This is a genomic window from Oligoflexus sp., assembly GCF_035638955.1.
In the GTDB taxonomy this organism is placed as follows: Bacteria; Bdellovibrionota_B; Oligoflexia; order Oligoflexales; family Oligoflexaceae; genus Oligoflexus.
Map to the genome: position 1 here is coordinate 1 of NZ_DASQYZ010000148.1, position 23,618 is coordinate 23,618.

At 52.2% G+C, this 23,618-nt stretch carries 20 protein-coding genes; 11 read left to right on the plus strand and 9 right to left on the minus strand.

Features of this window, described 5'->3' with window-relative positions; translation table 11 throughout:
- The 5 genes from VE954_RS14235 to VE954_RS14255 form a co-directional block, all read left to right on the plus strand.
- Window positions 1–606: ATP-binding protein (locus tag VE954_RS14235; protein WP_324953826.1), on the plus strand; the 606-nt coding region annotated here is incomplete at its 5' end.
- Window positions 607–737: 131 nt separating this feature from the next.
- Window positions 738–2,057, plus strand: coding sequence for an amidohydrolase (locus tag VE954_RS14240; RefSeq protein ID WP_324953829.1), 1,320 nt, complete (start codon window positions 738–740; stop codon window positions 2,055–2,057).
- Window positions 2,058–2,092: 35 nt separating this feature from the next.
- A complete protein-coding gene (locus VE954_RS14245; RefSeq protein ID WP_324953831.1) occupies window positions 2,093–3,085 on the plus strand; it encodes a tripartite tricarboxylate transporter substrate-binding protein in 993 nt (330 codons plus the stop codon).
- Between the two features lie 15 nt (window positions 3,086–3,100).
- Window positions 3,101–3,583: a tripartite tricarboxylate transporter TctB family protein gene (locus VE954_RS14250; RefSeq protein ID WP_324953833.1), complete on the plus strand. Its 483-nt coding sequence runs from the start codon at window positions 3,101–3,103 to the stop codon at window positions 3,581–3,583.
- Window positions 3,583–5,088 (plus strand): tripartite tricarboxylate transporter permease, encoded by a 1,506-nt coding sequence (locus tag VE954_RS14255; protein ID WP_349263821.1) that lies wholly within the window; start codon window positions 3,583–3,585, stop codon window positions 5,086–5,088. The genes VE954_RS14250 and VE954_RS14255 overlap by 1 nt, the downstream gene beginning before the upstream one ends.
- Window positions 5,089–5,147: 59 nt before the next feature.
- Here VE954_RS14255 and VE954_RS14260 read toward each other — a convergent pair whose 3' ends face one another.
- From VE954_RS14260 to VE954_RS14280, 5 genes are all read right to left on the minus strand, one after another.
- The gene (locus tag VE954_RS14260; protein WP_324953836.1) at window positions 5,148–6,368 is read right to left on the minus strand and encodes a hypothetical protein; all 1,221 of its coding nucleotides are present in this window, start codon (window positions 6,366–6,368) and stop codon (window positions 5,148–5,150) included.
- A 136-nt stretch (window positions 6,369–6,504) separates the two neighbouring features.
- Window positions 6,505–6,807, minus strand: a complete 303-nt coding sequence (locus tag VE954_RS14265; RefSeq protein ID WP_324953839.1) for a hypothetical protein — start codon at window positions 6,805–6,807, stop codon at window positions 6,505–6,507.
- A 52-nt stretch (window positions 6,808–6,859) separates the two neighbouring features.
- A complete protein-coding gene (locus VE954_RS14270) occupies window positions 6,860–9,526 on the minus strand; it encodes an Hpt domain-containing protein (protein ID WP_324953841.1) in 2,667 nt (888 codons plus the stop codon).
- 150 nt (window positions 9,527–9,676) lie between these two features.
- Window positions 9,677–10,042, minus strand: a complete 366-nt coding sequence (locus tag VE954_RS14275) for a hypothetical protein (RefSeq protein WP_324953842.1) — start codon at window positions 10,040–10,042, stop codon at window positions 9,677–9,679.
- A 39-nt stretch (window positions 10,043–10,081) separates the two neighbouring features.
- Window positions 10,082–10,507, minus strand: a complete 426-nt coding sequence (locus VE954_RS14280; protein ID WP_324953844.1) for a hypothetical protein — start codon at window positions 10,505–10,507, stop codon at window positions 10,082–10,084.
- 27 nt (window positions 10,508–10,534) lie between these two features.
- Here VE954_RS14280 and VE954_RS14285 point away from each other — a divergent pair, with 27 nt between their 5' ends.
- The 4 genes from VE954_RS14285 (at window position 10,535) to VE954_RS14300 (ending at window position 14,095) form a co-directional block, all read left to right on the plus strand.
- Window positions 10,535–11,488 carry a hypothetical protein gene (locus VE954_RS14285; RefSeq protein WP_324953846.1) on the plus strand — a complete coding sequence of 318 codons (954 nt, stop codon included), beginning with the start codon at window positions 10,535–10,537 and terminating at the stop codon, window positions 11,486–11,488.
- A 78-nt stretch (window positions 11,489–11,566) separates the two neighbouring features.
- Window positions 11,567–11,830 (plus strand): hypothetical protein, encoded by a 264-nt coding sequence (locus VE954_RS14290; RefSeq protein ID WP_324953848.1) that lies wholly within the window; start codon window positions 11,567–11,569, stop codon window positions 11,828–11,830.
- Between the two features lie 203 nt (window positions 11,831–12,033).
- The gene (locus VE954_RS14295) at window positions 12,034–12,834 is read left to right on the plus strand and encodes a hypothetical protein (RefSeq protein WP_324953850.1); all 801 of its coding nucleotides are present in this window, start codon (window positions 12,034–12,036) and stop codon (window positions 12,832–12,834) included.
- Window positions 12,835–13,075: 241 nt separating this feature from the next.
- Window positions 13,076–14,095 (plus strand): alpha/beta fold hydrolase, encoded by a 1,020-nt coding sequence (locus tag VE954_RS14300; RefSeq protein WP_324953852.1) that lies wholly within the window; start codon window positions 13,076–13,078, stop codon window positions 14,093–14,095.
- Window positions 14,096–14,142: 47 nt separating this feature from the next.
- Here the strand turns inward: VE954_RS14300 and VE954_RS14305 are convergent, their stop codons facing one another.
- Window positions 14,143–14,532 (minus strand): DoxX family membrane protein, encoded by a 390-nt coding sequence (locus VE954_RS14305; RefSeq protein WP_324953854.1) that lies wholly within the window; start codon window positions 14,530–14,532, stop codon window positions 14,143–14,145.
- Window positions 14,533–14,723: 191 nt separating this feature from the next.
- On the opposite strand from VE954_RS14305, the gene VE954_RS14310 reads away from it, so the two are divergent.
- Complete coding sequence (locus tag VE954_RS14310) at window positions 14,724–16,106, plus strand: cytochrome P450 (RefSeq protein WP_324953856.1); 1,383 nt, start codon at window positions 14,724–14,726, stop codon at window positions 16,104–16,106.
- Window positions 16,107–16,109: 3 nt separating this feature from the next.
- Here the strand turns inward: VE954_RS14310 and VE954_RS14315 are convergent, their stop codons facing one another.
- Both VE954_RS14315 and VE954_RS14320 read right to left on the minus strand, forming a co-directional pair.
- Window positions 16,110–18,953, minus strand: a complete 2,844-nt coding sequence (locus VE954_RS14315; RefSeq protein WP_324953857.1) for a 7TM diverse intracellular signaling domain-containing protein — start codon at window positions 18,951–18,953, stop codon at window positions 16,110–16,112.
- A gap of 229 nt (window positions 18,954–19,182) precedes the next feature.
- Window positions 19,183–21,960: a TonB-dependent receptor plug domain-containing protein gene (locus tag VE954_RS14320; protein ID WP_324953859.1), complete on the minus strand. Its 2,778-nt coding sequence runs from the start codon at window positions 21,958–21,960 to the stop codon at window positions 19,183–19,185.
- Between the two features lie 283 nt (window positions 21,961–22,243).
- Here VE954_RS14320 and VE954_RS14325 point away from each other — a divergent pair, with 283 nt between their 5' ends.
- Entirely contained in the window at window positions 22,244–22,813 is a 570-nt protein-coding gene (locus VE954_RS14325; protein ID WP_324953861.1) for a hypothetical protein, read from the plus strand.
- Between the two features lie 68 nt (window positions 22,814–22,881).
- Here VE954_RS14325 and VE954_RS14330 read toward each other — a convergent pair.
- Window positions 22,882–23,618, minus strand: a 737-nt coding sequence (locus VE954_RS14330) for a 3-hydroxyacyl-CoA dehydrogenase family protein (RefSeq protein WP_324953863.1), incomplete at its 5' end; no start/stop codon positions are given.

The following is a 23,618-nucleotide window of genomic DNA, read 5'->3' on the forward strand; positions in this document are numbered from 1 at the left end:
GATAAATTTTTCACGCATGTGCTGCAGCGGAAGAGCCAGGACCTTATGGTGCTCGGCAGCAAGCTGATGCAGGAGCCACGGCAGCAGCTGGAGCAGGCTGGTATTGTTTACGGTGGACTCACCATTCAGGATGACTATGTAGACTGGTCCGAGGTCAAGCTGGAAGCCCTGCGACCCATCATGATTCATGCCTTCACGAACAGTATCGATCACGGCTTTATCAGGCCCAAAAATAAGCAAGCCAAGGGTCACAAAGCCTGCTTCAAGATCTCGGCACGATCCAAGGAAGGTTCCATGGTCATCGAGTTTCGTGACAATGGAGCCGGCATCGCCTGGGACCTCGTTCGGGAAAAAGCGATCGAGCGCGGTTGGAAGACGAGCCATCCCCAGGACCTGGGTGACTTTCTATTCCAGGATGGGGCCTCCACGGCTCAAGATGTGAGCCTTCTGAGTGGTCGAGGGGTCGGCTTAGCTGCGATTCGATTTGCGTGCCAATCCCTGCAGGGGCGGGCCCGCATTCACGATAATGACCAAGGACCGGGCACTCTGCTGACGGTCGAGATCCCTGAATCATCATGGAAGCCCATGATGAGCCGCAGCGCCTAAATCCGACCGTGACCTCTTCCAAAATCAACGGTGTCGACTTGAAGTTTTCCTGGCCCTGTGAGATGGGAAAGGTGGCTCATGCAATGCTCGATACTTAAAAATATGTAAATCCCTTGTGACGAGGCGGCTCGATGAAGGCACGTGGTCTGTTGTTTCCCCTTCTTATCCTGACTCATCAAGCCCTTCAGGCCAAAACGTTGGAGCAGGATTATCCTTATCTGGAGACTCTTTACAAGGACCTCCATCAGAGTCCCGAACTTTCTCTGCAGGAGAAAGCCACAGCGCAGAGGATGGCTCAGGAACTGAAGAGTCTCGGCTTTGAGGTCACAGCCAATGTCGGTGGATTTGGCGTTGTCGGTATTTTCAAAAATGGCCCAGGCCCTACCGTATTGATCCGTACTGATACCGACGGTTTGCCGATTAAAGAAGACACCGGCCAGGCGTATGCGAGTAAGAAATCCATGAAAGATCGCGAGGGCAACCTCCAGCCTGTCATGCATGCCTGTGGACACGATATTCATATGACCGTTTTTAGCGGCACGGCACGGCAGCTGATCGATCAAAAAAGCAACTGGCATGGAACGCTCGTGATGATTGCCCAACCCGCCGAGGAAACGGGAATGGGCGCACGGGCTATGCTCAACGCTGGGCTTTTCAAGAAGTTTCCACGGCCCGATTATAATCTGGCCCTGCATGTGTCGGCAGAACTTCAAGCCGGCGATGTGGGTTTTACCAGCGGTTATGCATTGGCCAATGTCGACTCGGTGGATATCAAAATTCGCGGCGAAGGCGGCCATGGCGCGTATCCGCATATGACCAAGGATCCTATCGTGCTGGCGGCCCAGTTGATCCAATCGTTGCAAACCATTGTCAGCCGGGAAATTGCCCCTATTGAGCCGGCCGTGGTCACCGTCGGTTCCATTCATGGCGGCAGCAAGCACAACATCATTGCCGATGACGTGAACCTTCAGCTGACGCTCCGCTCGTATTCACCTGAGGTTCGCGACCAGACCATTGCGGCCATCAAGCGCATGGCCCGTGGCCTGGCTACGGCTGCAGGGTTGCCTGAAGAAAAGTTTCCCATCGTGACGATTCAGGATGAGTTCACGCCATCGGTCTTCAACCATCCGGACCTGACCCAACGCATGACAGCTGTTGCTAAAAAAATCGTGGGCGAGTCGCACGTTAAAGAGGTGCGTCCGACCATGGGAGGTGAGGATTTTGGTCAGTACGGTCGCGTGGAACCCAAAATTCCAAGTCTCATCTACTGGCTGGGAAGCGTGGATCCGGAAACCCATAAGAAGACTCTGGCGGCTGGCAAGAAACTTCCCAGTCTTCATTCAGCGCAGTTCATTCCTTTGCCGGAGCCGACCATTAAAACAGGGGTGAAAATGATGACGGCAGCGGCACTGGACCTTTTGAACGGGCCTGAGTCGGCACAACGCAAATAACGAGACGGTTCACTTCAATCGATAAGCGAGGACGCATGATTTCCAAACTTCGTCAGACTCTGTTTATGGTATCACTGCTCGGCAACGCTCTCCTGGCGAATACAGGACGTGCTGCAGATGCAGCTTTTCCTACCAAGCCTGTAACCATGATCGTGCCGTTTGCAGCAGGGGGACCGACTGATACTGTGGCGCGACTGATCGCGCAGGCGATGAGTGTTGAACTCAAGCAAACGGTTGTCATAGAAAATGTCGGGGGTGCCGGTGGGACGTTAGGCGCCGGTCGTGTGGCCCGAGCCGCAGCCGATGGCTATACCATCCTCTTGCATCATATCGGTCAAGCGACGTCCCCTACCCTTTATCGCAATAAACTCCCTTATAAAGTCGAGGATTTTGAAGCGATCGGGCTCGTGACGGCGGTTCCGATGACAATCGTCGCGCGGAAAGATTTTCCGCCCAAGGATCTCAAGGAATTGATCGACTATGCGAAGAAAAATAAGGATAAAGTCACCTATGCGAATGCTGGGCTAGGCTCCGCTTCGCATCTCTGCGGCATGCTGCTCATGAAAGCCATGGACACAGTTTTGACCACCGTTCCTTACAAAGGCACCGGCCCGGCGATGAATGACCTGCTGGGTGGACAGGTTGATTTCATGTGCGACCAGACCACCAATACCACCAGCCAGATCAAGGCGGGAAAAATTAAAGGCTACGCCGTGACCAGCAAAAAAGCGATAGCCTCGTTGCCCCAGCTTCCCACCGCAGCCGATAGCGGTCTGCCTGGATTTGAAATCTCTGTGTGGCATGCTCTCTATGCTCCGAAAAGCACGCCCCCGGCTGCGGTCAATCGACTGAACCAGGCATTGAAGGTGGCTTTAAAAGACAAGATAGTCATCAGCCGTTTCGCTGAACTGGGAACCGAGCCTGAACCTGAGGAACGGGTGAAACCCGAAGTCCTGAAAGCCTATCTCAAGGATGAACTCACCCGCTGGGATGGGGTGATTAAGAAAGCTGGTCAGTTCGCCGACTAAAACGGAGCATCCCGCATGATCCTGCGCATCGCCGGTCCCAAGGAATTCTGGGCTGGAATGATTTATCTCGCGGTTGGCGGCTGTGCCATTCTTCTGGCCCGAAACTATGAGATGGGAACCGCGACTCGCATGGGTCCAGCCTATTTTCCAACGGTTCTGGGTTGGTTGCTGATGGGCATTGGTCTGCTTGCCCTCGCTCGTGGCATCCGAGTTCATGGTCCCGCCATAGGGGCTATCGCCTTCCGACCGCTCATTATTACAATTGGTGCCACTCTGCTCTTTGCTGGAACTTTACGCGGCTTGGGCTTGGCCCTGGCTTTGCCTGTTTATGTGGTCCTGACGTCAATGGCCAGCTCGCGATTTCGCCTCCAGCCTACCCTGATCCTGGCCTTGGTGCTGACCCTCTTCTGCAGTCTGGTCTTCATTAAGGGGCTTAATATTCCGCTTCCCCTTTTGGGGTCGTGGGTTGCAGATTTCAGTGGAGAGTCAGGCTCATGATGGACCTCATCGGGCATATCGGTTTAGGGTTGGAGACAGCCTTGACCCTGACCAACCTTCTCTACTGTCTGGCCGGAGTTTTTGTCGGAACATTGATCGGTGTTTTACCCGGCCTTGGGCCGACGGCAACCATTGCGATGCTGCTTCCACTCACCTTCGGTCTGCCATCAGCATCGGCTCTCATCATGCTCGCAGGGATCTACTACGGTTCGCAGTATGGAGGTTCCACGACGGCGATTCTCTTGAATTTGCCCGGTGAAGCTTCGTCAGTTGTCACGGTCCTCGATGGTTATCAGATGGCGCGAGCGGGAAAAGCCGGAGCTGCGCTTTCAGCGGCCGCCATTGCTTCGTTTGTGGCCGGCACACTGGCTACCATATTGATTGCCCTGTTTGCACCGCCTTTGGCCGAAGTCGCGCTCCGCTTTGGACCGGCTGAATATTTTTCTCTCATGGTGTTTGGCCTGGTGGCTGCCATCGTCCTGGCTCAGGGTTCCTTGCTCCATGCTTTCGGGATGGTCACGATTGGGCTTTTATTAGGTCTGCTGGGCACCGATACCAACTCTGGTGTCGCGCGCTTTACCTTTGATCTGCCGGAACTCGCCGATGGAATCAGTTTTGTAATCGTCGCGATGGGCATTTTTGGTTTGGGCGAGATTCTTCGTAATCTTGAAAACGAATCGGGCGAGGATGTGACCGTAAGTAAAGTCACGAGTCTTCTGCTCACGCGTGAGGAATGGAAACGGATCGCCCTACCCATCCTGCGCGGTACGGCGCTGGGCTCCGTCCTGGGGATCCTGCCTGGCAGCGGTTCGATCCTGGGATCGTTTGCAGCATATTCCCTTGAAAAGAAAGTTTCGAAGAACGGGAGCGAATTCGGCAAAGGTGCGATTGAAGGTGTGGCGGCCCCTGAAGCAGCGAACAACGCAGGAGCCCAGACGTCCTTTATCCCCATGTTGACCCTGGGCATCCCATCCAATCCTGTGATGGCGCTTATGATCGGCGCTATGATCATGCAGGGCATTCAGCCTGGCCCTGCGGTTATCACCGAACAGCCTGCACTGTTTTGGGGCTTGATTGCTTCCATGTGGATTGGGAACCTTTTTCTTATCATCCTGAATCTGCCGCTCATTGGGCTCTGGGTTCGCCTTCTGCGGGTGCCGTACCCCATTCTTTACCCCGTGATTCTAACGTTCTGTGCGATTGGAATTTTCAGTTTGAATGGCAGTACCTTCGATCTCTTCCTGATGCCGCTGTTTGCTTTGTTCGGCTACATTCTCATCAAACTCGGCTGTGAACCGGCACCGCTTCTTCTGGGTTATATCATTGGACCCATGATGGAGGAATACTTGCGTCGGGCCTTGCTTTTGGCGCGAGGCGATGGGAGCGTCTTTATCACACGCCCTCTCAGTGCATGCCTGCTGGGTTTGGCTCTGTTGACTTTGATATTTGTGCTACTCCCTTCCATTCGACGCAAGCGGGATGAGGCCTTGCAAGAGGAAGGTTGAAGCTGATGAACATATGAAGAAGGCCGCGGTCCGAATCGACGAGCCGCGGCTTTATTTATTTATCGGCAGGGAAAATCCTTGCAGGTATTCAATAGGCTGAGGGCTTGCTGCAGAGACTTTGTCAGTTTTTCATCGCGGCTCAAGGTCAGAAGCCGGCGTAACTTGGCCTCCTGGAGACGGCCCCAGGGACGCATATCAAAACGCGTGATTTTATCCAAAGCTTTGGTCATCGCGGTCAAGGATTGGATTTCCTCCTGCCTTGTCATCACTTCGATGCGGCCAACGAGCGTACGAACCGTGTCCTTGGGCTCGGGTTTGACGGAAAGTGGCAGAAGTCTATCGGTCCAGGTCCGCGGCAACACATAAAGCACCCTCAGTCCTGGCGTCAGAAAATAACTATGTTCCCAGGTCTTGACCATCGACAGCGCTTCTTTTTTATAGAGTCCTGACTCTTCCAGAGAACTTTGCACCAGCCTTTGAGCCGTTTTAAGATACGTGTCCCGCTCCAAATTTGCGGTTGGAACCCCAGGGAGACTTCGCTCGCCAGCAATCGGTCCTAAAGCCTGTACGAAACCCTTTTGGCCATCAAAACCCAGCAGGAATGCGGCGGGCACTTTTTCATGCGAACCATTGATAATGCGCAACTGGCCACTGGGGTCCGATTCCACGCGGAAAGGTGTATCGAACTGAGCCAGGCCGCGATAGAAAATGAAGCGTTCGGTGCTTGAGCCTACGGTCAAGGCATTCGCGTCGACATCACGGGCATAAAGCCAGCTATTGCCGTCCTCCACCTGATGACTCAGAGCCTCATTTTGACCTTTGATGTCAACCTGCCAGGTCATGGAACCTTGCGCAACAGCATCGACCTGACCAATTTTGGGAGCAAAGGCGGCTGCGGCCGGGAACCACTGCGTTATCAATCCATTTGGAAACTGAACCGTCACATCCGCTTTTTGGCCTTCACCTCCGTAAAAATAGATAACCGGTGTTTCCATTTTCTGGGTCACGGCAAGAGCGGATTTCGGCTCAGGCATGAAATCAGCGCATTTGGCATCGCCGTGAGCCAGGCCATCCCCGCAGCGACCCTCCACGAATGAAGGGAGACGTTCCTCTTCATGATGCATGCCTTCCTGATTTCTACCATCTGCGCCCTGGAGTGATGTGAACGTCCCCCACTCATGAACCACAAACATATCGCTTCGATCATCTGCGCGCACGACGCCCTGGCTAATCGCTAAAGCTGCCGACAGAGTGATGACTTTCTGAAATGACTGCGACATAAAAATTCCTTTCCTGTGTTTTAGATTCCCACAACGGAGACGATGGTCTTGCGAAATTGCTGCATGAATCAACAGCCTGGGACAAAAGAGCCCTAGGACATTTACTCATGAGTCAGCTTGATGAGGATTTGAAGAATCAGGTGAAGAAGGGCCGGTCTTCGCTTTCGCGCGCATAAGCTTCCTGTTCAAAAGGAATCATGCGATAAGCCTGATCGTGATTCCGATAACGGAGAAGATTGATCACATAGTCCTGCAGGTAAATGCGGTAGAAGTTGAACACGCCCACGCGGTCCATTTGTTCCTGATGAATCTGTTCATGACGCAGCAATCGTGGGGACGTGTGACTCGCCTTTACATAGCAACGACGGCCTAAGACGATCGCCGCGTAGTTACGGAGCAGTGGCAAACGAAACAGTTTCGAGTTGTAGATGACTTTCACGAGTTACTCCCTGACGAGTGAACGGAATTCCTCCATTCCAAGTCCATCTTTCTCAGTCTGGCTGATTAACTTCGTCGATTGACCCTCCCCAGACAACTTCCAGAATCGTTCCCTTGGCTTCATCATTATCCAGAAGGCGCACTTGCCCTCCCAGGGTCTCGGTCGTTTGTTTAATGGCTGCCAGGCCCACACCGCGGCCACTGCTCATGGATACCGCCTGGGCTGTTGTCACTCCATCAGTGAAGAGAAAGTCGGTCCATTGTCCTGTTTCAGAGGGCTTCCATCCCTTGGCTTCTGCCAGAGATTGGATAAGGTCGTGTTTGATTCCAACTCCATTGTCCCGAATTTTCAGGCTGCGTTTCCGATCCAGAGCTTTGATTTCAACAGAAATGACCGGCGATCGAATCATTTGACCCTTCTGTTTGGGTATAATAAAACCGTGATCGATGGCGTTCGTCAAACCATGCAGCAAGATTTCACGAATCGCATCATATTCCTTCGGAATCAATTTTCCGATTTCCCTGACTCTTATTTCTTCCAGCTCGATCCCGGATTGGAGCAAATGGTTCTCTATTTCCGGCTTCAGTTCCGATACGATGCGGAGGACGTCCATATTCTGCTGCAGGTCACTGCTATCGGAGACGAACATCTTTGCCGACTGGTAAAGGCGAATGACCAGCTGCATTTTTTCAAGGGCCTCCTGGATAGCCTTTCCGTTCGATCGTATAAGCTCGTCTTCCAAACGATGAGCAGATTCACGCAAATCGATAAAGCCCAGACTGCGGGCTGTTCCTTTCAAGGTATGCACAGGACGCAGAGCCTTCGAAAAATTCTTAAGATGAATTTCGTTTCGAATGGTTTCCAGGAGCCGCGGCAAGTCAGCTAAAAAATTCACCGAAGCCTGCCTGTTGCCGCCGATAATCTGCTTGACATAGACCAGGACTTTGTCGGTTTCTTCCTGAGCTCTGGCATGAGCGTCGGCAAGCCAACGCATCTCCGTCATATCCCGAACAGCCAGCAGTATTTGGGTAAGCTTCTGATCAAGGAAGATTGGTTGCCAATAGAGACCGAGATACTTACCGTCCAACTTGACTTCAACGGGGAGATTGCCTCGATTCAAATCCCATACAATCTCGTCTTCACCCATACTGGCTTCGATGCAGGAAACAACTGTGGAAACGGCATCCGGTTCGACGGACGACCACCGGAGGAAATCGGCCAGTTCGAATCGAGATGCATCATGCTGTCCCATAAGCAGAGATAGATGCGCTGATTTCTCGGCTATCATCCGTAAATCCGGGCCGATAAGGAAAATACCTTCCTTGATGCTATCAAGGATATTCTGCAGTCGCGCTCGTTCTCTATTCAATTCCACGCTGTGCTTCTGCACATTGGAGCGGGATTTCCAGATTAAAAAGCCGGCGAAACCCAGAAAACTGGTTAAGCCTGCAAGGGCTAAAATCAAATACTGGTAGAGCTGGATATTCTGGATTTTTAAATCCTTCACTCGACTTTCCGCCCGTTCCCGAATGAGCTCCAGTTCTGAAGAAGCCGTTTCGATGGAACTCTGCATATCAGGAAGCATCTGCGACTTAAAGGACTTATAGAACATGCGCCACCAGATGTTTTCCTGATCCGGTCTGAGTTGGATTTCGCTGAGGGTTTCTGTGAGATTGAGCAAAACATCCAGTTGCGGGGTTTCCAAAATCAGACATTTATCGAGATTGATACTGTCACCTAGCAATTTCAGAGTCACATCTCGATAGCACTGAAGAAATTCCGCGCGATTGGCATGTTTTTGCGCATCGATGTGCGCTGTTCCAAGAATGGCGCGGGCAGCTTTTTCGTCGCCTAATTTTGCATAGGCATAGCCCAGAAAAATCCTAGCGTCCGTATCAAGGACTTCATGCCGCAAAGAATCCTGCAAAGGCGATATCGCATCACGGTAGGCATTGAAGAGAAAGAGATAACTGATGCCGAGGTTATAACTGGCCAAGCGGGCGAGCTCTTCATAGTAGGCCCCCTGCTGGGCTTTATACCAAAGCTTGCTTTCGCTATAATACGCCGTGGCCTGACTTTTCAGACTTTCGCTGAGCATGGGGTTGGCATACATGTAAGCAAGATTCATTTTGGCTTCTATAATTTCCTGCTCGGCATGGGCAGGGATCATTTCAAAACTTCTCTTGACATACTTTATGGCTTCATTGGTTCGCCCGTAATCTTTAACATATTCTCCCAATGCTGAGTATATTCCTGAGCCTGTCATCCTTTTGGGTCTGAGTTTAAACGCTTTTTCGCCCAGATCCGCCAGCATCTGAACTTTGATCTTAAAATCCATTTTCTTCAAATAGAGGCAGCGGCTGAGGTAGATAAAATCATCGCCTTGTGGCGGAAAATTTTCGCACAGCCACTGAAGTTGTGTGGCGTCACCCTTAAAATCGACGGCATGAGAACTCAGCGAAGCCGCCAGGTACCTATGGTCGGCGGTCTGCAATCGATCGTCGATAATAAGCTTAAGGATTTCCTCTCTGGAATCCCCGGCTCCCGTGTTCATTGTCTTGAGGCCACTCCAAAGCAACTTTTGTTCAGTATGCCAGGCATAGTCATCAATCAGGACATCATCAGGAGGCCTATCGATTTCCATGGGAAGAGCTTGCCGGGAAGCAAGGGCAGCCAAAGCAATCAAAATGATTTTGAAACGAATGCCTATCAAAATCATGATTTTCCTCTGGAGTGGGGCTTTCATCGATTCAGCTGCGTAGTATGTGTTATTTTATGCGTCAATGATGGAATTGGACAATGTTTTTCGTCAAGGCAGCAAAATAGGGGGGATCATGCGGGGGGTCCCGCTGGACCCGCTCGCCTGCCCTTAGAGTATGTTTGACCCATAGCCGAAAGCTGAAGGATCTTTGTCGAGATCGCTGGTGTAACTCGTGACGTCGGCCTGGATTTGTTCGACAAAACAGGTCGTCGTAGCGTCATCCTTGTCCTTGATACCGTCGCGCACCAATTTGTGCAAAGCAACCAGCTTTTGCAGGTCCTTGCTCACCACATAGCAGTGATGGGGAACGTTGTCCACGCGGATCAGCATGTGCAAACGCCAGTTGTCCGGGCCGTGGAACTTGCCAATATCAAGATGAGCAATGGTGCCTTTTCGAGGCGCGCTGCCCTTGAAATCCACTATCTGCGCTTGCCGAGCCAAGCTGCTGGAACTTACCAAGAGCGATGCGATCACGAGACTTTTTTTTAACGAATGGGGACATGGAAAATATCCTTACTGCTGATAGTTGCGACAAATGTCAAAGGCTACGGAAATAGGCTGTCCTGCTATACTTGATTTATCGCCCCAGACGATCTTGTCTGCTGCGTTGATCAAGGCAAATTCGAAAGTCTGCTTGCCACCCAGATTTTTTGCTACCATGATGAAACTGCAGACCTGCTGTGAACTCATCAGGCCAGGCAACTCAGCAGCGAGGTTGACTGTTCCCTTGACCCGATAGTAGGTTTTTCCAGCGATGGCCAATTGATCCAAAGACCAAGTCGGGTCCACATAGGTGCTGTCCCGCGTTCCATGGATCTTCAACTGATCAATGGCTTCGAGCTCTTCTGTGGCTCTTGGATCGATCGTGGTCGAGATTTCCAGGCGCAGGCCCTGGGCGGGATTGGAGAATGCAGAGGACGAAATTAGGCAAGCAAGCACTGCCGCGGTCAAACCCTAAATCGTGGCATGCCCGATAAAAAAATGGTCACGCTCAGCCTGGCCCTGAATAAGACCATTAATAGACTGTCTTCCGCCAAAGACGTGATCCTGCCCGCTGCTGTAGGGGATAAAGGTCTCCTGGTCCGAGTGAACCTGAATGAGTTGAACATGGACTGCCGCAATTTTGAGGATGCCGTCACCTCCTTCTATCCCTTTATGGAAACGTTCAGCAACTCGGCCACGGATCCAAGCCTGCAGGCGGCTGCCACGGATCACAACTTTTTGCGCCAGGCGGTGGGAAGCCAGGCTTATGTCATACGCGCTGACTGGTTTGTGGCAACGGCCACACTGCCCGTACCTTATCAACGCTTCCTTAACATGCCGAACAACCTCTTAACCTTGGAAAATCGGCTGGGCATCGATGCCAACCGCAACATCCGGGACAACGCTGTCATCCGTTCAGGCTTTAAACGCTCCAATGTTTCCACGCAAAACCGGATTGTGGAACGCCACGTGTCCAAGTCCACAGGACTCAGCTATTGGCTCAGCTATGATTTTGCGGCCGAGGATAACGATCAAAACATCTTTAATAACCCTTTGGGGCCTGTCGGTGTGGGGTTTGATAACCGCTCTTTCGCGCAGGATGGTGGCGAGGTTATCTTCCAGTTGCCCAACGGCATGCTGGGTTATTTTCTGGTCGACAACTTCGGCAATTCCATTGATCGTGGCCCCCAAACAGTGGTGCGCAAAGAGGATGGCCCCAGACGCTTGCAGTCTCACATAACCAATGGTTTCTCCTGCATGTCCTGTCATGGGCGCGGATTTTTGGTGCAGGATGATCAGATCCGTGATTTCGCGCAAACTTCGAATATTTTCGCGCCATCTGAAAAAGACAAAATCAGTAAGATTTATCCTGACAAGGCCACGTTCCGCAAAGCCATCGATGACGATAATAAACCCTACTTTGCCTCGCTGAAATAGCTGGGGATCGATCCCTTCCAGCCCGATGTCGTTCAGCTCGGCTTCGGCTATTACCAGCAGGATTTAAGTCGTGACGATGTGATCAAGGAATTGCAGATCGATCCCAAGCAATTGGATCAGTTACTGACCAGACAGCCCTTTGCCACGCGATGGGTGGCCCTGACCACACCAGGTGGTAGGGTCAATCGTGAAGAGTTCAATCTGTTTTATGGCCGTGCCATCAACGAAACGCATGCCAATAAACAATCGATTGTTCCTCTTCAAGGTGACTATATACCGAATCCGACCTGTCTCGCACCAGCCGACCTGCTTATGAATACCTGCATCAATGATTTAAGATAGGATAACGTTCAGGTCCAGATACATGCATGACAAAGAAACGGTCGCCTAATTTTTGCTCACTGCTTCTCATGCGTTTCTTTGTCAACTTCCGCTTTTTCGTTTCGCGGCATCCTTTCAGATCTTTTCTCATCTTTGTAGCCCAACGCAACATTTCCCGTTAAACCTTAGAACAAGAACAGACGTTACTCTGAAAGGAAATTGCTATGAAAATGTTTCGTTGTTGGAAGACCTTCCTATGGACGACGAGTCTCGCGCTTTCGAGCGTCGCGGCTCAGGGACAGGACCTGCGCTTCGCTGCTTTGCAGGATGTGAAATGCCAGGAGCTGGACGCCGATGATATTGCGGCCGCCGAGCCCAAAATTGTCAATTTCAGTGCGGAAACGCAGGCCTATGTCGTGTGCATGGCGCAGAACGCCTTGCCTTCGATCCAGGTCGTCGTTGCTGGCCTGGTTCCGCGATTCGGGACCGAGTCTCAGTTGGGCCTTGATGCGTTCCAACGCTTAAAAAACGTACAGGACTCCCAGGATCTTTTTGTGAATTCAGCGTTTGGTGAGCATCGTGTGGCTGAATTTTCTGACGAAATTCTTCCACTGAGTGCCGCATCTGCCGATGCTTTGCTGGGCCCCGTGAAAAGCCGCTATGTGACCAAGCAGGTCTGCAAAACCGAATATCAGACCAAGAAAGAGTGCACCACACAACCCAAAGAAGTCTGTCAGATGGTTTACGGACGCCTTGAATGCTACACCAAGTACGTCGAAGTCTGTAAGGATGTGACGATTCCTGTGGAAATATGCGAGAACAAGCCCACCCTGGAATACTACCGCGAACTCACAAGCCTGACCGGCCAATGGAAGAAAAAGCCAGCTGGCTACTGCGCAAAGGGCAATATCGAAAAACGCACCCGTGTCGTCTATGGCCAAACCATTGAAGAGCAACGGTGCTGCGAAACCAAAGTGGTCTACGGGCAGACGCAAAAAGTCTGCGGCCCTTGGGAAGCTCTGTAACAAAAAGTGAATAGGACGTGCTTCTGACGTCGACCAAACCAGTAGGCGAAGATTTTCATCCCAACCCGGGGCCCCTAAAGCCTCGGGGATGAAGATTTTCGTCTTTCCGCTGCCTCCACAATCTTACAATGCCGCAAAAATCGACTCCCGGCATACTCTCAAGGGAGCTCCATACCTAAATAAAGACCCATCCATGTCGATAAAGGCATGTGGCCTAAGGTTTGGATTCATGGGAGCGAATGTGCGAAACGTGCACCTGGCAACGGTTTTGATTCTAGGATGGCTGGGACAATTGTTATGTACGGGATCTTTGCTGGCCATCAGCGAAACGAACTATACGCAGGAGTATACGGATAAAGTTTGGCCTTTCTTCATCAGTCATGGCGAGGAAGGTACAATTCAGACTGACGATCAGGTGAAGATCGCCTACAAGACTGTGATTCATCCCAATCCCGTCGCTACCATCGTGATCCTGCAGGGCTGGACGGAACATTACACGGCCTACGCGGAATTTGCCTACGATATGTATCAGGAAGGGATCTCGACCTTCATCCTCGACTGGCGCGGCCAGGGACGATCCCAGCGTTTCCTTGACGACAGTCAAAAGAGCTATATCGACACCTACGATTCGTATCATCACGACCTAAATGCCTTTATGAAACAAATCGTCCTGCCTCAGTCGAAAACGCCTCCGATAGCTTTGGCTTTCTCCATGGGGGCCAACATCCTGGCCCTTTATGAGACCAAACATCCCAAGACCTTCTCACGCTTGATTATGGTCTCGCCCATGCTCGACATCCGGTCGGACCCATTTCCCCAGCTTTTCGCCTGGACCGTCGCCAAATTGATGGAAATCCTTGGGCTTGAGAAAAACTTCGTCTGGGGCCATGGCCAGTACACGGGGCTCGCACCCAACAAGGTGACCAGCAGCGAGGTTCGGTTTCTTAAACTGAGAGAGCTGCGCAAGAATAATCTTGAAACTGTCATTGGTGGGGCGACATGGGCCTGGCTGAAGGCAAGTCTGGAAGCAACCTGGACCATGCGCGATCAGGCTACCCTTCTGCAAATTCCCATCCTGATGCTGCAAGCCGGCAAGGACGAAATAGTCCGCACGGAAGGTCAGGACCAGCTCTGTACCGAGGCGCCCCTCTGCCTTAAGGTGGTCTTTCCCCTGGCTATGCACACGATCCTTGGGGAGAATGATCGCATCCGGACCAAGGCGCTGCGCGAAATCCTGGACTTTATCCGCTACGGCTACTGATAGGCCCTACTCTCAGCGCCCAACGTCGGGGCGCTGATCGGCTTCCATCACTTTCGAAACAGCGATTTCACAACCGTGGAATAAGGTTTCGCGAAAAATGCCAGGTAGATCATCAGCAGGCCCAGGACCAAAGCCAAGGGCAAACCACTGGGAGCCAGGAACGCGTGGACCAGGATAATGTTCAGGACGATCGGCGCCAGGACCACCAAGGCCAAGGGCACAAAAAAGCCCGAAACCAGGAGAGCGCCGCAGATCGTTTCCGTGGCTTTGAGGAATGGCATAAAATATCCTGATGCCGCAAGACCGGCGTTAAACGTCTGCAGACGCTCGGGCAAATCAGGAGGCTGTGGGACAAGATTCAACAGTCCGGTGATTCCACCAAGCAGGAAAACCAAACCTAACAGCACTCTCGCAATGATCGGTAACTTAGCCTTCATTGGACCTCCTATTTTGTTATTTAAGGATATTTGACAACAGTTTCGCCTCCATGGCTAGTGATTCTGCCCGCGGGCGCACAGTTTCGATGTCGGACATCTCCCGATAGCACTTGCGTATCATCGACAGGCTGCGTACACCAACAATGACCCTTGGTCATCAACCGTATCCATGTCACTCCCTGGAGATCGCAATGTCTACCCTTCCGCAGGGCCCGTCGGCGACATTATCAAGACCGTACCACGAGCACCCCCACAACCAAAAACTTGACCATATTCCAGGTTCCAATTCCTTGCCAGCCATCGGCGATACGGTCAATTTTCTGCGGAATGCGGCAGCTTTTGAAAAAAAGCAGTGGCAGGACCATGAACATATTTACAAAGTGAACCTGTTCTTTCGGAATGTGCTGGGGTTGATCGGACCGGATGCCAATCAGATGGTCCTCTTGGATCGTTCGAACAGTTTTTCGAGCAAAATGGGCTGGCGGGATCGCCTGGGACTGCTTTTTCATAATGGACTGATGCTGCGGGATTTTTCCGACCACCGTATGCACAAGCAAATTATGGTGAAATCCTTTAGCCCTCCTGCCATGAAAAACTATCTGAAAATCATGAACAAGACGGTATCGGAAACTCTGGACTCGTGGAACGACAAGCCCGCCTTGGAATTCTATTCCTCATTCAAGTCGCTCACCCTGAATATCGCCGCGACGGCATTTGTAGGGATGAAGCTGGGTCCAGAGGCGGATCGTTTGAACGCAGCCTTTGTCGATACAGTCGCGGCCTCTCTGTCGATCATTAAGCTGCCTATCCCAGGTCTAAAATATAAAAAAGGCCTCGACGGCCGGCGTTTCCTGGTTCAATACTTAAGCGACCTGCTGCCCGAGAAACGCTCCACGCTCTCCGATGACATGTTTTCGCAGTTTTGCCATTCGAAGTCCAAAGATGGTGAATCCTTCAGCGATGAAGACGTCATCAATCATATGATTTTTTTGCTGATGGCCGCGCATGACACCATTACCAGCGCCACGACCAGCTTGATTTATTATCTGGCCCGGAATCCCACATGGCAGCAGGCCATTCGCGAGGAAGGTCGCCGGGTGGGTTCGGATGCTGTGACCTACGAAGACTTGGAACAGCTGCCAGTTTTGGAGGCCTGCTTCGATGAGGCTTTGCGCCTCTTTCCGCCGGTTCCCATGACCCCTCGTCGGACGGTCCAGGATGTCGAATTCAAAGGCACTGTAATCCCCGCCCATACGCTGGTCTATATCAATGCCTACAATACCCACCGTATGGAAAAATACTGGACCCATCCGCTTGAATTTGATCCCAACCGTTTCCTGGAACGCAAGGAGCACAAGCAGCATCCTTATCTCTTCGTACCTTTTGGGGGCGGTGCTCATATGTGCATCGGCAAGTTGTTTGCCTACATGGAAGTCAAAGCCTTCATTCATCAGTTTCTGCAGCGGTATGAAGTGAGTCTGCCCGAGGGTTACCAGCTGAACCAGCGTATCATTCCCATTCCAAGGCCCAAGGATGGCCTGCCTATCCATCTGAAGAAGTGTACCAAGGCGTGAACGTTAGGCGGCTTGACGGGATAAGAATTCAGGGGAATCCTTGGCCAGCAAATTTTGTGGCAAGCTGACCTCGATGCGGAAAGCATGGAAACCCGCGATCTGTTCCGGGTTGTCCAAACTGATTCGGATATCACCGCCTGCAGCCTGAACATAGCGCTTGACTGCATCCATGCCAACGCCTCGGCCCGAGATATCGTTGACATGGTGAGCTGTTGATAGCCCTGACTGAAAAACGAGATCAGCCAGGTCCTGGGTGCTCATGTCGGATGCACTTCGGATGAAACCTCTGCGGACGGCAATGTCTTTAATCCCTTGAAGATCAAGACCCCGCCCATCGTCACGATATATGAGTGTGGCGCCGGTCGAGTCCTTCCTCATCTGAAGTTCAATTTCACCCTCGGGGCTCTTGCCCTTGGCCAGACGCTGGTCGGGCGTTTCCAACCCGTGATCCATGGTATTGCGAATCATATGCACCAGAATCTTGCGCAAAAGTTCATCCCCCTGCCACGAGAGAAAGATTCCAGCACCTGACAGGGAAACCCTTGGCAAGGCTTTGCCCAGGTCCCGGGCCAGGATATCAGTCGTCCGACAGGCATCCTTAAATACATCAGCCGCATCAACGTAAATATAAGGAAACATGCTGCTCTTGATGGCATAAAGCATCTCAAACGCTTCGGGGCGGGAGTCACTTTTTAGCAGGTTTTCCATCCTGGAAATGTTTTGGTAAAGGTCGGAAATCTGCGATCCGGTCACCTCCACCCTTCTTTCAGGATTCATGTGCCGACCCAGCTTATGACGATTGATATGTTCATAAGTTTGGATCAAATCCTCGGCCTCGTCTACGCCTTGGCGCATGAGGGCCAGGTCCCAGGCCCCGGTCTGCTGCAAAGCCTTCGCATAAAACTGCTCGATCTCATGCAGGGTCCTGGTCAGGCCTTTCAATTGGAGGCTGCGGGCCGTCCCCTTGATCGTATGGAAATTGATGAACATCATTTTTATCAATTCCAGATCACTGGGGTGTCCCGTGCAGGCCTGGATATATTTGCGGTTATCAGCCAGGAACTCGCGGCAACTGGACAGGAATCGATCAAACGACTCAGGCGTGGTATTGAGCAGTTCACCGATCATCTCCAGCTCCGCATCCTTTTCTCGCGTCTTCTCTTCAAGGGCACGGATGTCGGTCACGTCACGGACCGTGACAAGAACCTTTTCCACGATGTTCTGAGCATCGGCGATGGGGTTCCAGGTCAGATCCAGAATACGGACGGCCGCGTCGGTGGTCTTCCAGACGATTTCGTGTGGCAGGACGTGCTGATTCATCTGAAACGTCACAACGTTATCACCCAGTGAGGCGACCAGCGCGCTCTCGGCTTGACTGCGGTCGTCAGGCGACATGTCCGCGTGCGCAAAAATAAGCTGAAGCCCATTCAGGTTCGTCAGGTCATCCTGGTTGAAGATGATCTTCAGATGATCCGAATAGTCTTTCTGAATGCTGAATGCGGGAGGAGCCAGGGTAAAAATGCCAAGTGGAATATGAGTCATGATCGAACGAATGTCGCGGGTCTTATCCAGAACAATCGTCTCCAGATTTTCATTGAGATGGCGGACCTCGTGCTCGGATTCCTCGACGCGATGGAAGGCGCTGGAAAACTTTCGCGCCAGAAGGAAGGATTGGAACAGGATAAACGTGAACAGGCCAAAGGCGCCGATGGGAATCGACTCAAACGCTTCCAGAATCAGGAGGATATCGTGAATGGCAACGACCGCCATGACCAGGGCTCCACCCGAGAATATTTTCGCTCCTTCTTCACGGCCTCGGCAGGCCCGAACCATGGCCCGGATCAGGTAGACGATCAGAAGGGCTGTGAAGACTTGAAAAGCGGCCGTCTTGCCCACAAAATCTCGCGGTTCGGCAAAGATCACATAGATAAAAAATGTGCCGCTGAGGACGGCCATGGCGTGAGCCACGCGCTTGGAAAAATAGCGCGGAAAGAGCTCATGCGTGAAGTAAGAAAAGATAGGCAGCGCCAGCATCCATACTTGATAAGTCCTGACGTTGTTCGCAAACGAGATATCCGGCAGAATGATATCAACCACGCGTCCCTTGCCCGCCAGCATATAGATCCCAACCAGCAGACATAAGACACCGAAGTAGAGCGATGACCGATCTTCGGTGCGCAGCGTGAAAAGGCAGATATGGTAAATGCCCATAATCACCAAGGCGCCCACAATGAAAAACGCGATGGCGATGTCTCGTTCGCGATCCAGGGCAATCGCGGCGGGCTTGCCTAGAGACGGCGGACTCAAGGTTATGCCTGCCCGATAAAATTCAAAGCTGGACGCATGGATGACGATATCGAAATCAAGCCGTGTGGGCTGAAAGGTATAATAGCGTTCGGCCAGTCTGGGCGTATAAAAGCGCGGATCATTCGTACGCCCCACCTGGCCGTTTTCCGCCACGAGTTTGCCATCAATATACACTCGTCTGGCCACATAGATCAGGGGGACGTACAGGGCCAGCTCTTCGAGTTTCGCCAATCGGATCCGCGCGCGATAAGTCACGTAACCACGATGGGAATAGGCTTTCTCAGCTTTGTTCCAGCTGCCGGGGACTTTGATGAAATCATGCGCGGGAAGATCAGTCCCCTGGAAGTCCAATGGATCAATGAAATGGCCCCAGTAAAATTCCCAGGCACCGCGAAGAGGCAGGCTGGGATTTTTTTCAAAGTCCCACTGCCGAAGATCAACAACGCCCGTATGAACATACGCTCTGGGCTCAGCCCCGGCCAAACCCGATGAGGCGAGGCCCAGGAAGAGAATGAATTGTATCCAGCACCGTGAGAACATCGGGCGACCTCGGTATACGGCTGTCCTAGGGAAGCCACACAGGATTTTCGGAATATGTGCCGAAATCCTAAGGAATATGCCGCGCTGGGGTCCTCGGGGCCCTTCCCATCAGTCATGTGTTTGGGGGTTATGGTCTGGAATGGGCGTAACATTACCCGAATGTAGAAACCCTGGCAGAAAAAAACCCAGGTCGAAACCTGGGTTTTATCAGTCTTAAGCTGATACCATATCAAAATGCCTGTCGAACACCGATTTGGAATTGACGGCCGCGTGCGTCAGCCCTCTCCCGATCGATGGCGACAGCGCCCGTGGTATGGTCAACACTGTGCACGGTCGCGATCCGATTTTCAATGTTGTACACACCAAGGTTCAGAGAACCGGATTGTGAATATTTCCAGCCATAGCTCACATCATAGCGCGTCGTGGGCGAGATGTAGCCGAAGGTTGGGTCCACTTCAAACTTGGAACTTTCCTGGCGGCCGACCGTGGTTGTATCGAGGCTTACCGAGTGGACCTTGCCTTCCAGGAACAACGAATTCCCTAGGCGATACAGTGGGAAGCGATAGGAACCAACCTCTTCGCGTTCGGGATCAGTCTGGGTCGCCCTGGTCTTGCGCGATAGAACACGCGAGTAGGTACTGGCCAAACCATACTTAAGCTCACCAGCCCGGAAATGAAGATTGGACGCCACGTCGATACCTTGCGAGCGGAGTCTACCGAGGTTGGCATACGAGTTGTCAATGGACTCGATTCGGCCAGCGCTGCTGCGATTGACGACCGACGAACCCAGCGATTCACCTTTTAGCTCCTTTTCAACCAGGCGATCCAATTCTTCCTGGCCGATGACATCCTTGATTTTCGCGGACCAATAGTCGACCGAGAAATCGATAAAATCGGCTGGTTCAGCGACAAAGCCCAGATTATAGGTCAGCGAGGTTTCCTCCTGCAGGTCCTTGTTGCCTGGACTGTTAACAAAGACGCTATAAGACGTTGCGTTGGTGCCACAGGGGTTTTCCGCCGGAACGCTGTTGTCGCAGTAACGGTCATCGACAACAGGCGTATAGCCCCCATTGTTGCGGTTGTGAACCTCGGCCAGGCTTGGTGCCTTGAACCCGCTTCCAACATTACCCCGCAGTTTCAGGCCCTTTATGGGCGCCACCACAACGCTGGATCCATAGTTGAAGGTGCTGCCGAAATCAGAATAATGATCAAAGCGACCTGTCAGAGCCAGATCAACAGTTTTCAGGAATGGAAAATCGAATTCGGCAAAGGCTGAATTTACATCCCGATCACCCTGGCCATCACTGGCAAAACTGCCAAGGTAACGAGCCTTGGCAATGCCTGGCGTTTCCGGATAGTCTTTCAGAAAACTTGCATCCTTGGGATCAGCGCGCAAAACGTACTTTTCGTGGGCGGTCGACACACCAGCGGCCACGCTTGCCTTGCCGCCTTCGAGATCAAACAGAGGGCCGTTCACAAACACCGTTCCACTGGTGATGCTATTGGCCTCTTCACTGCGCAGATCGGCGAAAAACCCGGCAACGGACCCAAGGTCGTCTTGAAAGATGTTGATCTTTGGGGCTTCGGTGGTACTGACCGGGAACAGGTTTTTGATAAAAGCCAGGTTATCGGGAGCCTTGTGATAGGTCCGAACCCGTTTGGTCGTGAAGTGAGAGCCTTCCACGGTCCATTCCCAGTCCTCATTGATGGCGCCCTTCAAACTCGTGAGAGCACCCAGCGAAGTGTCTGAGGTTTCTGTATTGCCTTTGATCTTTGGAAATAGATTCTGACCTGTGATCTTGATCATCTGGTCATCGGTATAATTCAGACCGAGGTCTCGTGCCTGCTGCTTGAGGTCATCAGGGGCATCACCAAAGCGTAAATTGTAAGCTCCCCCGCGCTGGTTCGCTGTGGGTGTCCGACTGACCTTATAACTCGCCGTGTCCACGGTCGTCGCCATCAGGGTGGTCGACGATTGCAGATCGCCGAAGCTTCGTTCCAGGTTCACCGTGACAAACTTTTCCGATTTTTCCGGCATCAGTTCGATGGTGCTGGCCTTGCGTGCATCCCCTCGGCAAAGTGTATTGGCCGGGTCGTTGGGAAGAGTGACTTGATTTTCACTCGGGCAATTGGCGCTGGGACGGTACGCATAGTCCCCGGCGTTTGACGTAGGGCGGTTGGGATTGAGCAGACCCCACGAGTAAGTGCCCCCAGGGGCACCCGCCGTGGATTGATCATAAGGACTGGATTCCTTCCAGAGTTGTTTCCGATCACGCGACAAGACCCGAGTGGACTGGCCTCCGCCGATAGCCAAAGTCACGTCGGTATCGAGGATATTAAAACCCGTGACGGCACTTGCTTTGACTGAATTACCTCCCGAATCCTGTGAGATATTCGCCTGCGTACTCACTTCGGAACCGGAAACAGCTTTTTTCAGAATGACGTTCACGACACCTGCGACGGCGTCAGCCCCGTAAACGGCCGAGGCACTCATCTTCAGAATTTCAACGCGCTCCACCATGGCCAGCGGGATGTTATTGATATTTGTTCCACCGAGGCTGGCTTCAGCCGGAAGGCGACGGCCGTCGACAAGGACCAGAGTACGGCCCACGCCCAATCCGTGAAGATCAAGTGTGGTTTGACCTACGGACACAAATCCGCCGCCACCTGTAAAACTGCCAAAGGTGTTTTCGGATTGATTCTGCAGCAGCTCGCTGACTGAAGTCACTCCAGCTTTTTGAAAATCCTCTTGCCGCAGAATTTTAGTCGGGATCGCATTCTCCACATCGATGCGCTTCAAACGTGATCCTGTTACCGTTACTTTTTCTGATTTCTCTTTGGTCTTGGAAACAGTTGCTGATCCCCCGGTCGGAGACTCGGCTGTACTGGGTTTGGCCTCAGGTCCCTGGGCATCCTGGGCCTGGAGTGTTGTCGTCGATATTGCTGTTGCAAAAATAGCAAGCGGCAGAAAACCTCTTGCGCGGTGGTTGGGCAGGGATCTTACCATGGAAAACAACCTCTTCCTGTTGGATACTCACGTCCTCGTGCCATTTACATTCCATAAATTCCAATGTAAAGGCTATCCGCAGGTGGGAGGTAACTTATCGTTCTCCACTAATGCTGAGAGTTACTGGTATCAACTTTAGCGGTCAATCGTCCTCACCGCTGCCACCAAAGTCAGTCATGTCAAGGCATACATGGGATGACACTCGGTTCTTTCCTGCAATGTCAGAGATTCTTTTTTGTCCAACATGCGTCTGGTCGCTCCATCAAAGAAAGACGTGTGTCGAATGCTTCGTACTAGAAAACTTAACGTTTATATTCGCATCCTGCTGCTGGTTTTTGCATGGGGTAGCCTGGCGACAACCGCACATGCCCACACAACTCTGGCCAACGCCTTCCCTGGGGCCTTCATAGAACCCGAATTGCGGCCTATGATGGAGGAATTTTTGAATTTAAGTTTGAAAGCAGGTATTCAGTTGCCGTTGCCGACCAGGATCAAGCGCATCACCATCGTTTCGCATGAGCAGTTGCTGAACAGCATCACGGTCCGTGGGGACATTCGGGCTGTGACGATCATGGAGCCTTATTCCCGCGAAACCACTATCCTTCTCGACTCCGCCCTTCGTACTCAGCCTCAGGAATTGCGGATTCTCCTGTTCCATGAACTTTTGCATGCGGCCGGTTATGATCATCCTAACTTTGAATGTCATTGGGCGGAAACGGGCTGTGGCATCATGGGTCGCTCACCTTTTCCTCATCTTAAAATCGGCCTCGATCATGCCAATGAGATGATTCGCAAAAGTTTTACGGCTAAATATTTGGCAAATTTGCCGCTAATTTTCGACAGTGATCTCTAGGCTGGCTGAAAAGCCAGCCTAGGCTGGCCGAAAAGCCAGAGCAGGCTGGCATTCCAGCCAGCCCGCGATCAATTGAAAGATTTCCCTCGCGTGGCCAGATCAGCCAAAATCTGCGCCGGCCTCCAGAATGGATCACCTGTCTGTCTGAAAAACATTTCCATTTTTTCCACCACGTGCTTCAACCCCAGATTGTCGGCATAAAACATGGGGCCGCCTCGATAGAGCGGGAAGCCATAGCCGCTGAGATATACCATGTCGATATCAGAAGCCCGCTGGGCGATTCTCTCTTCCAGGATGCGAGCGCCTTCACTAACCAGGGCCAGGACGCAACGGTTCGTGATCTCTTCTGCAGAAATTGATCTCGGCTTGAAACGTTTTTCGTTACGATAGCTGGCAATCAACTCATCGACGGTGGGATCGATGCGTGCGTCTCGACTGCCTGACTCGTAAAGATACCAGCCGCGGCCGGTTTTCTGCCCATAGCGTCCCATCTCGCACAGTCGGTCGGCGATGCGCGGATAATGGGGATCGGGTTGGGTCTGCTGCTTATGCTTCCGAATGGCCCAACCGATATCGTTACCTGCCAGATCACTCATCCGGAAGGGACCCATGGCCATCCCGAAAGTTTCCAGGGCCTGGTCGATATCCTGCGGACTCGCGCCTTCTTCGAGCAGATTCATCGCCTGCTGACTGTAAGCGGCGATCATACGGTTGCCGATGAATCCGTCACAGACACCCGAAACGACCGCGGTCTTTTTGATGGTTTTAGCCAAAGACATGGCCGTCGCCAGCACATCCGGAGCAG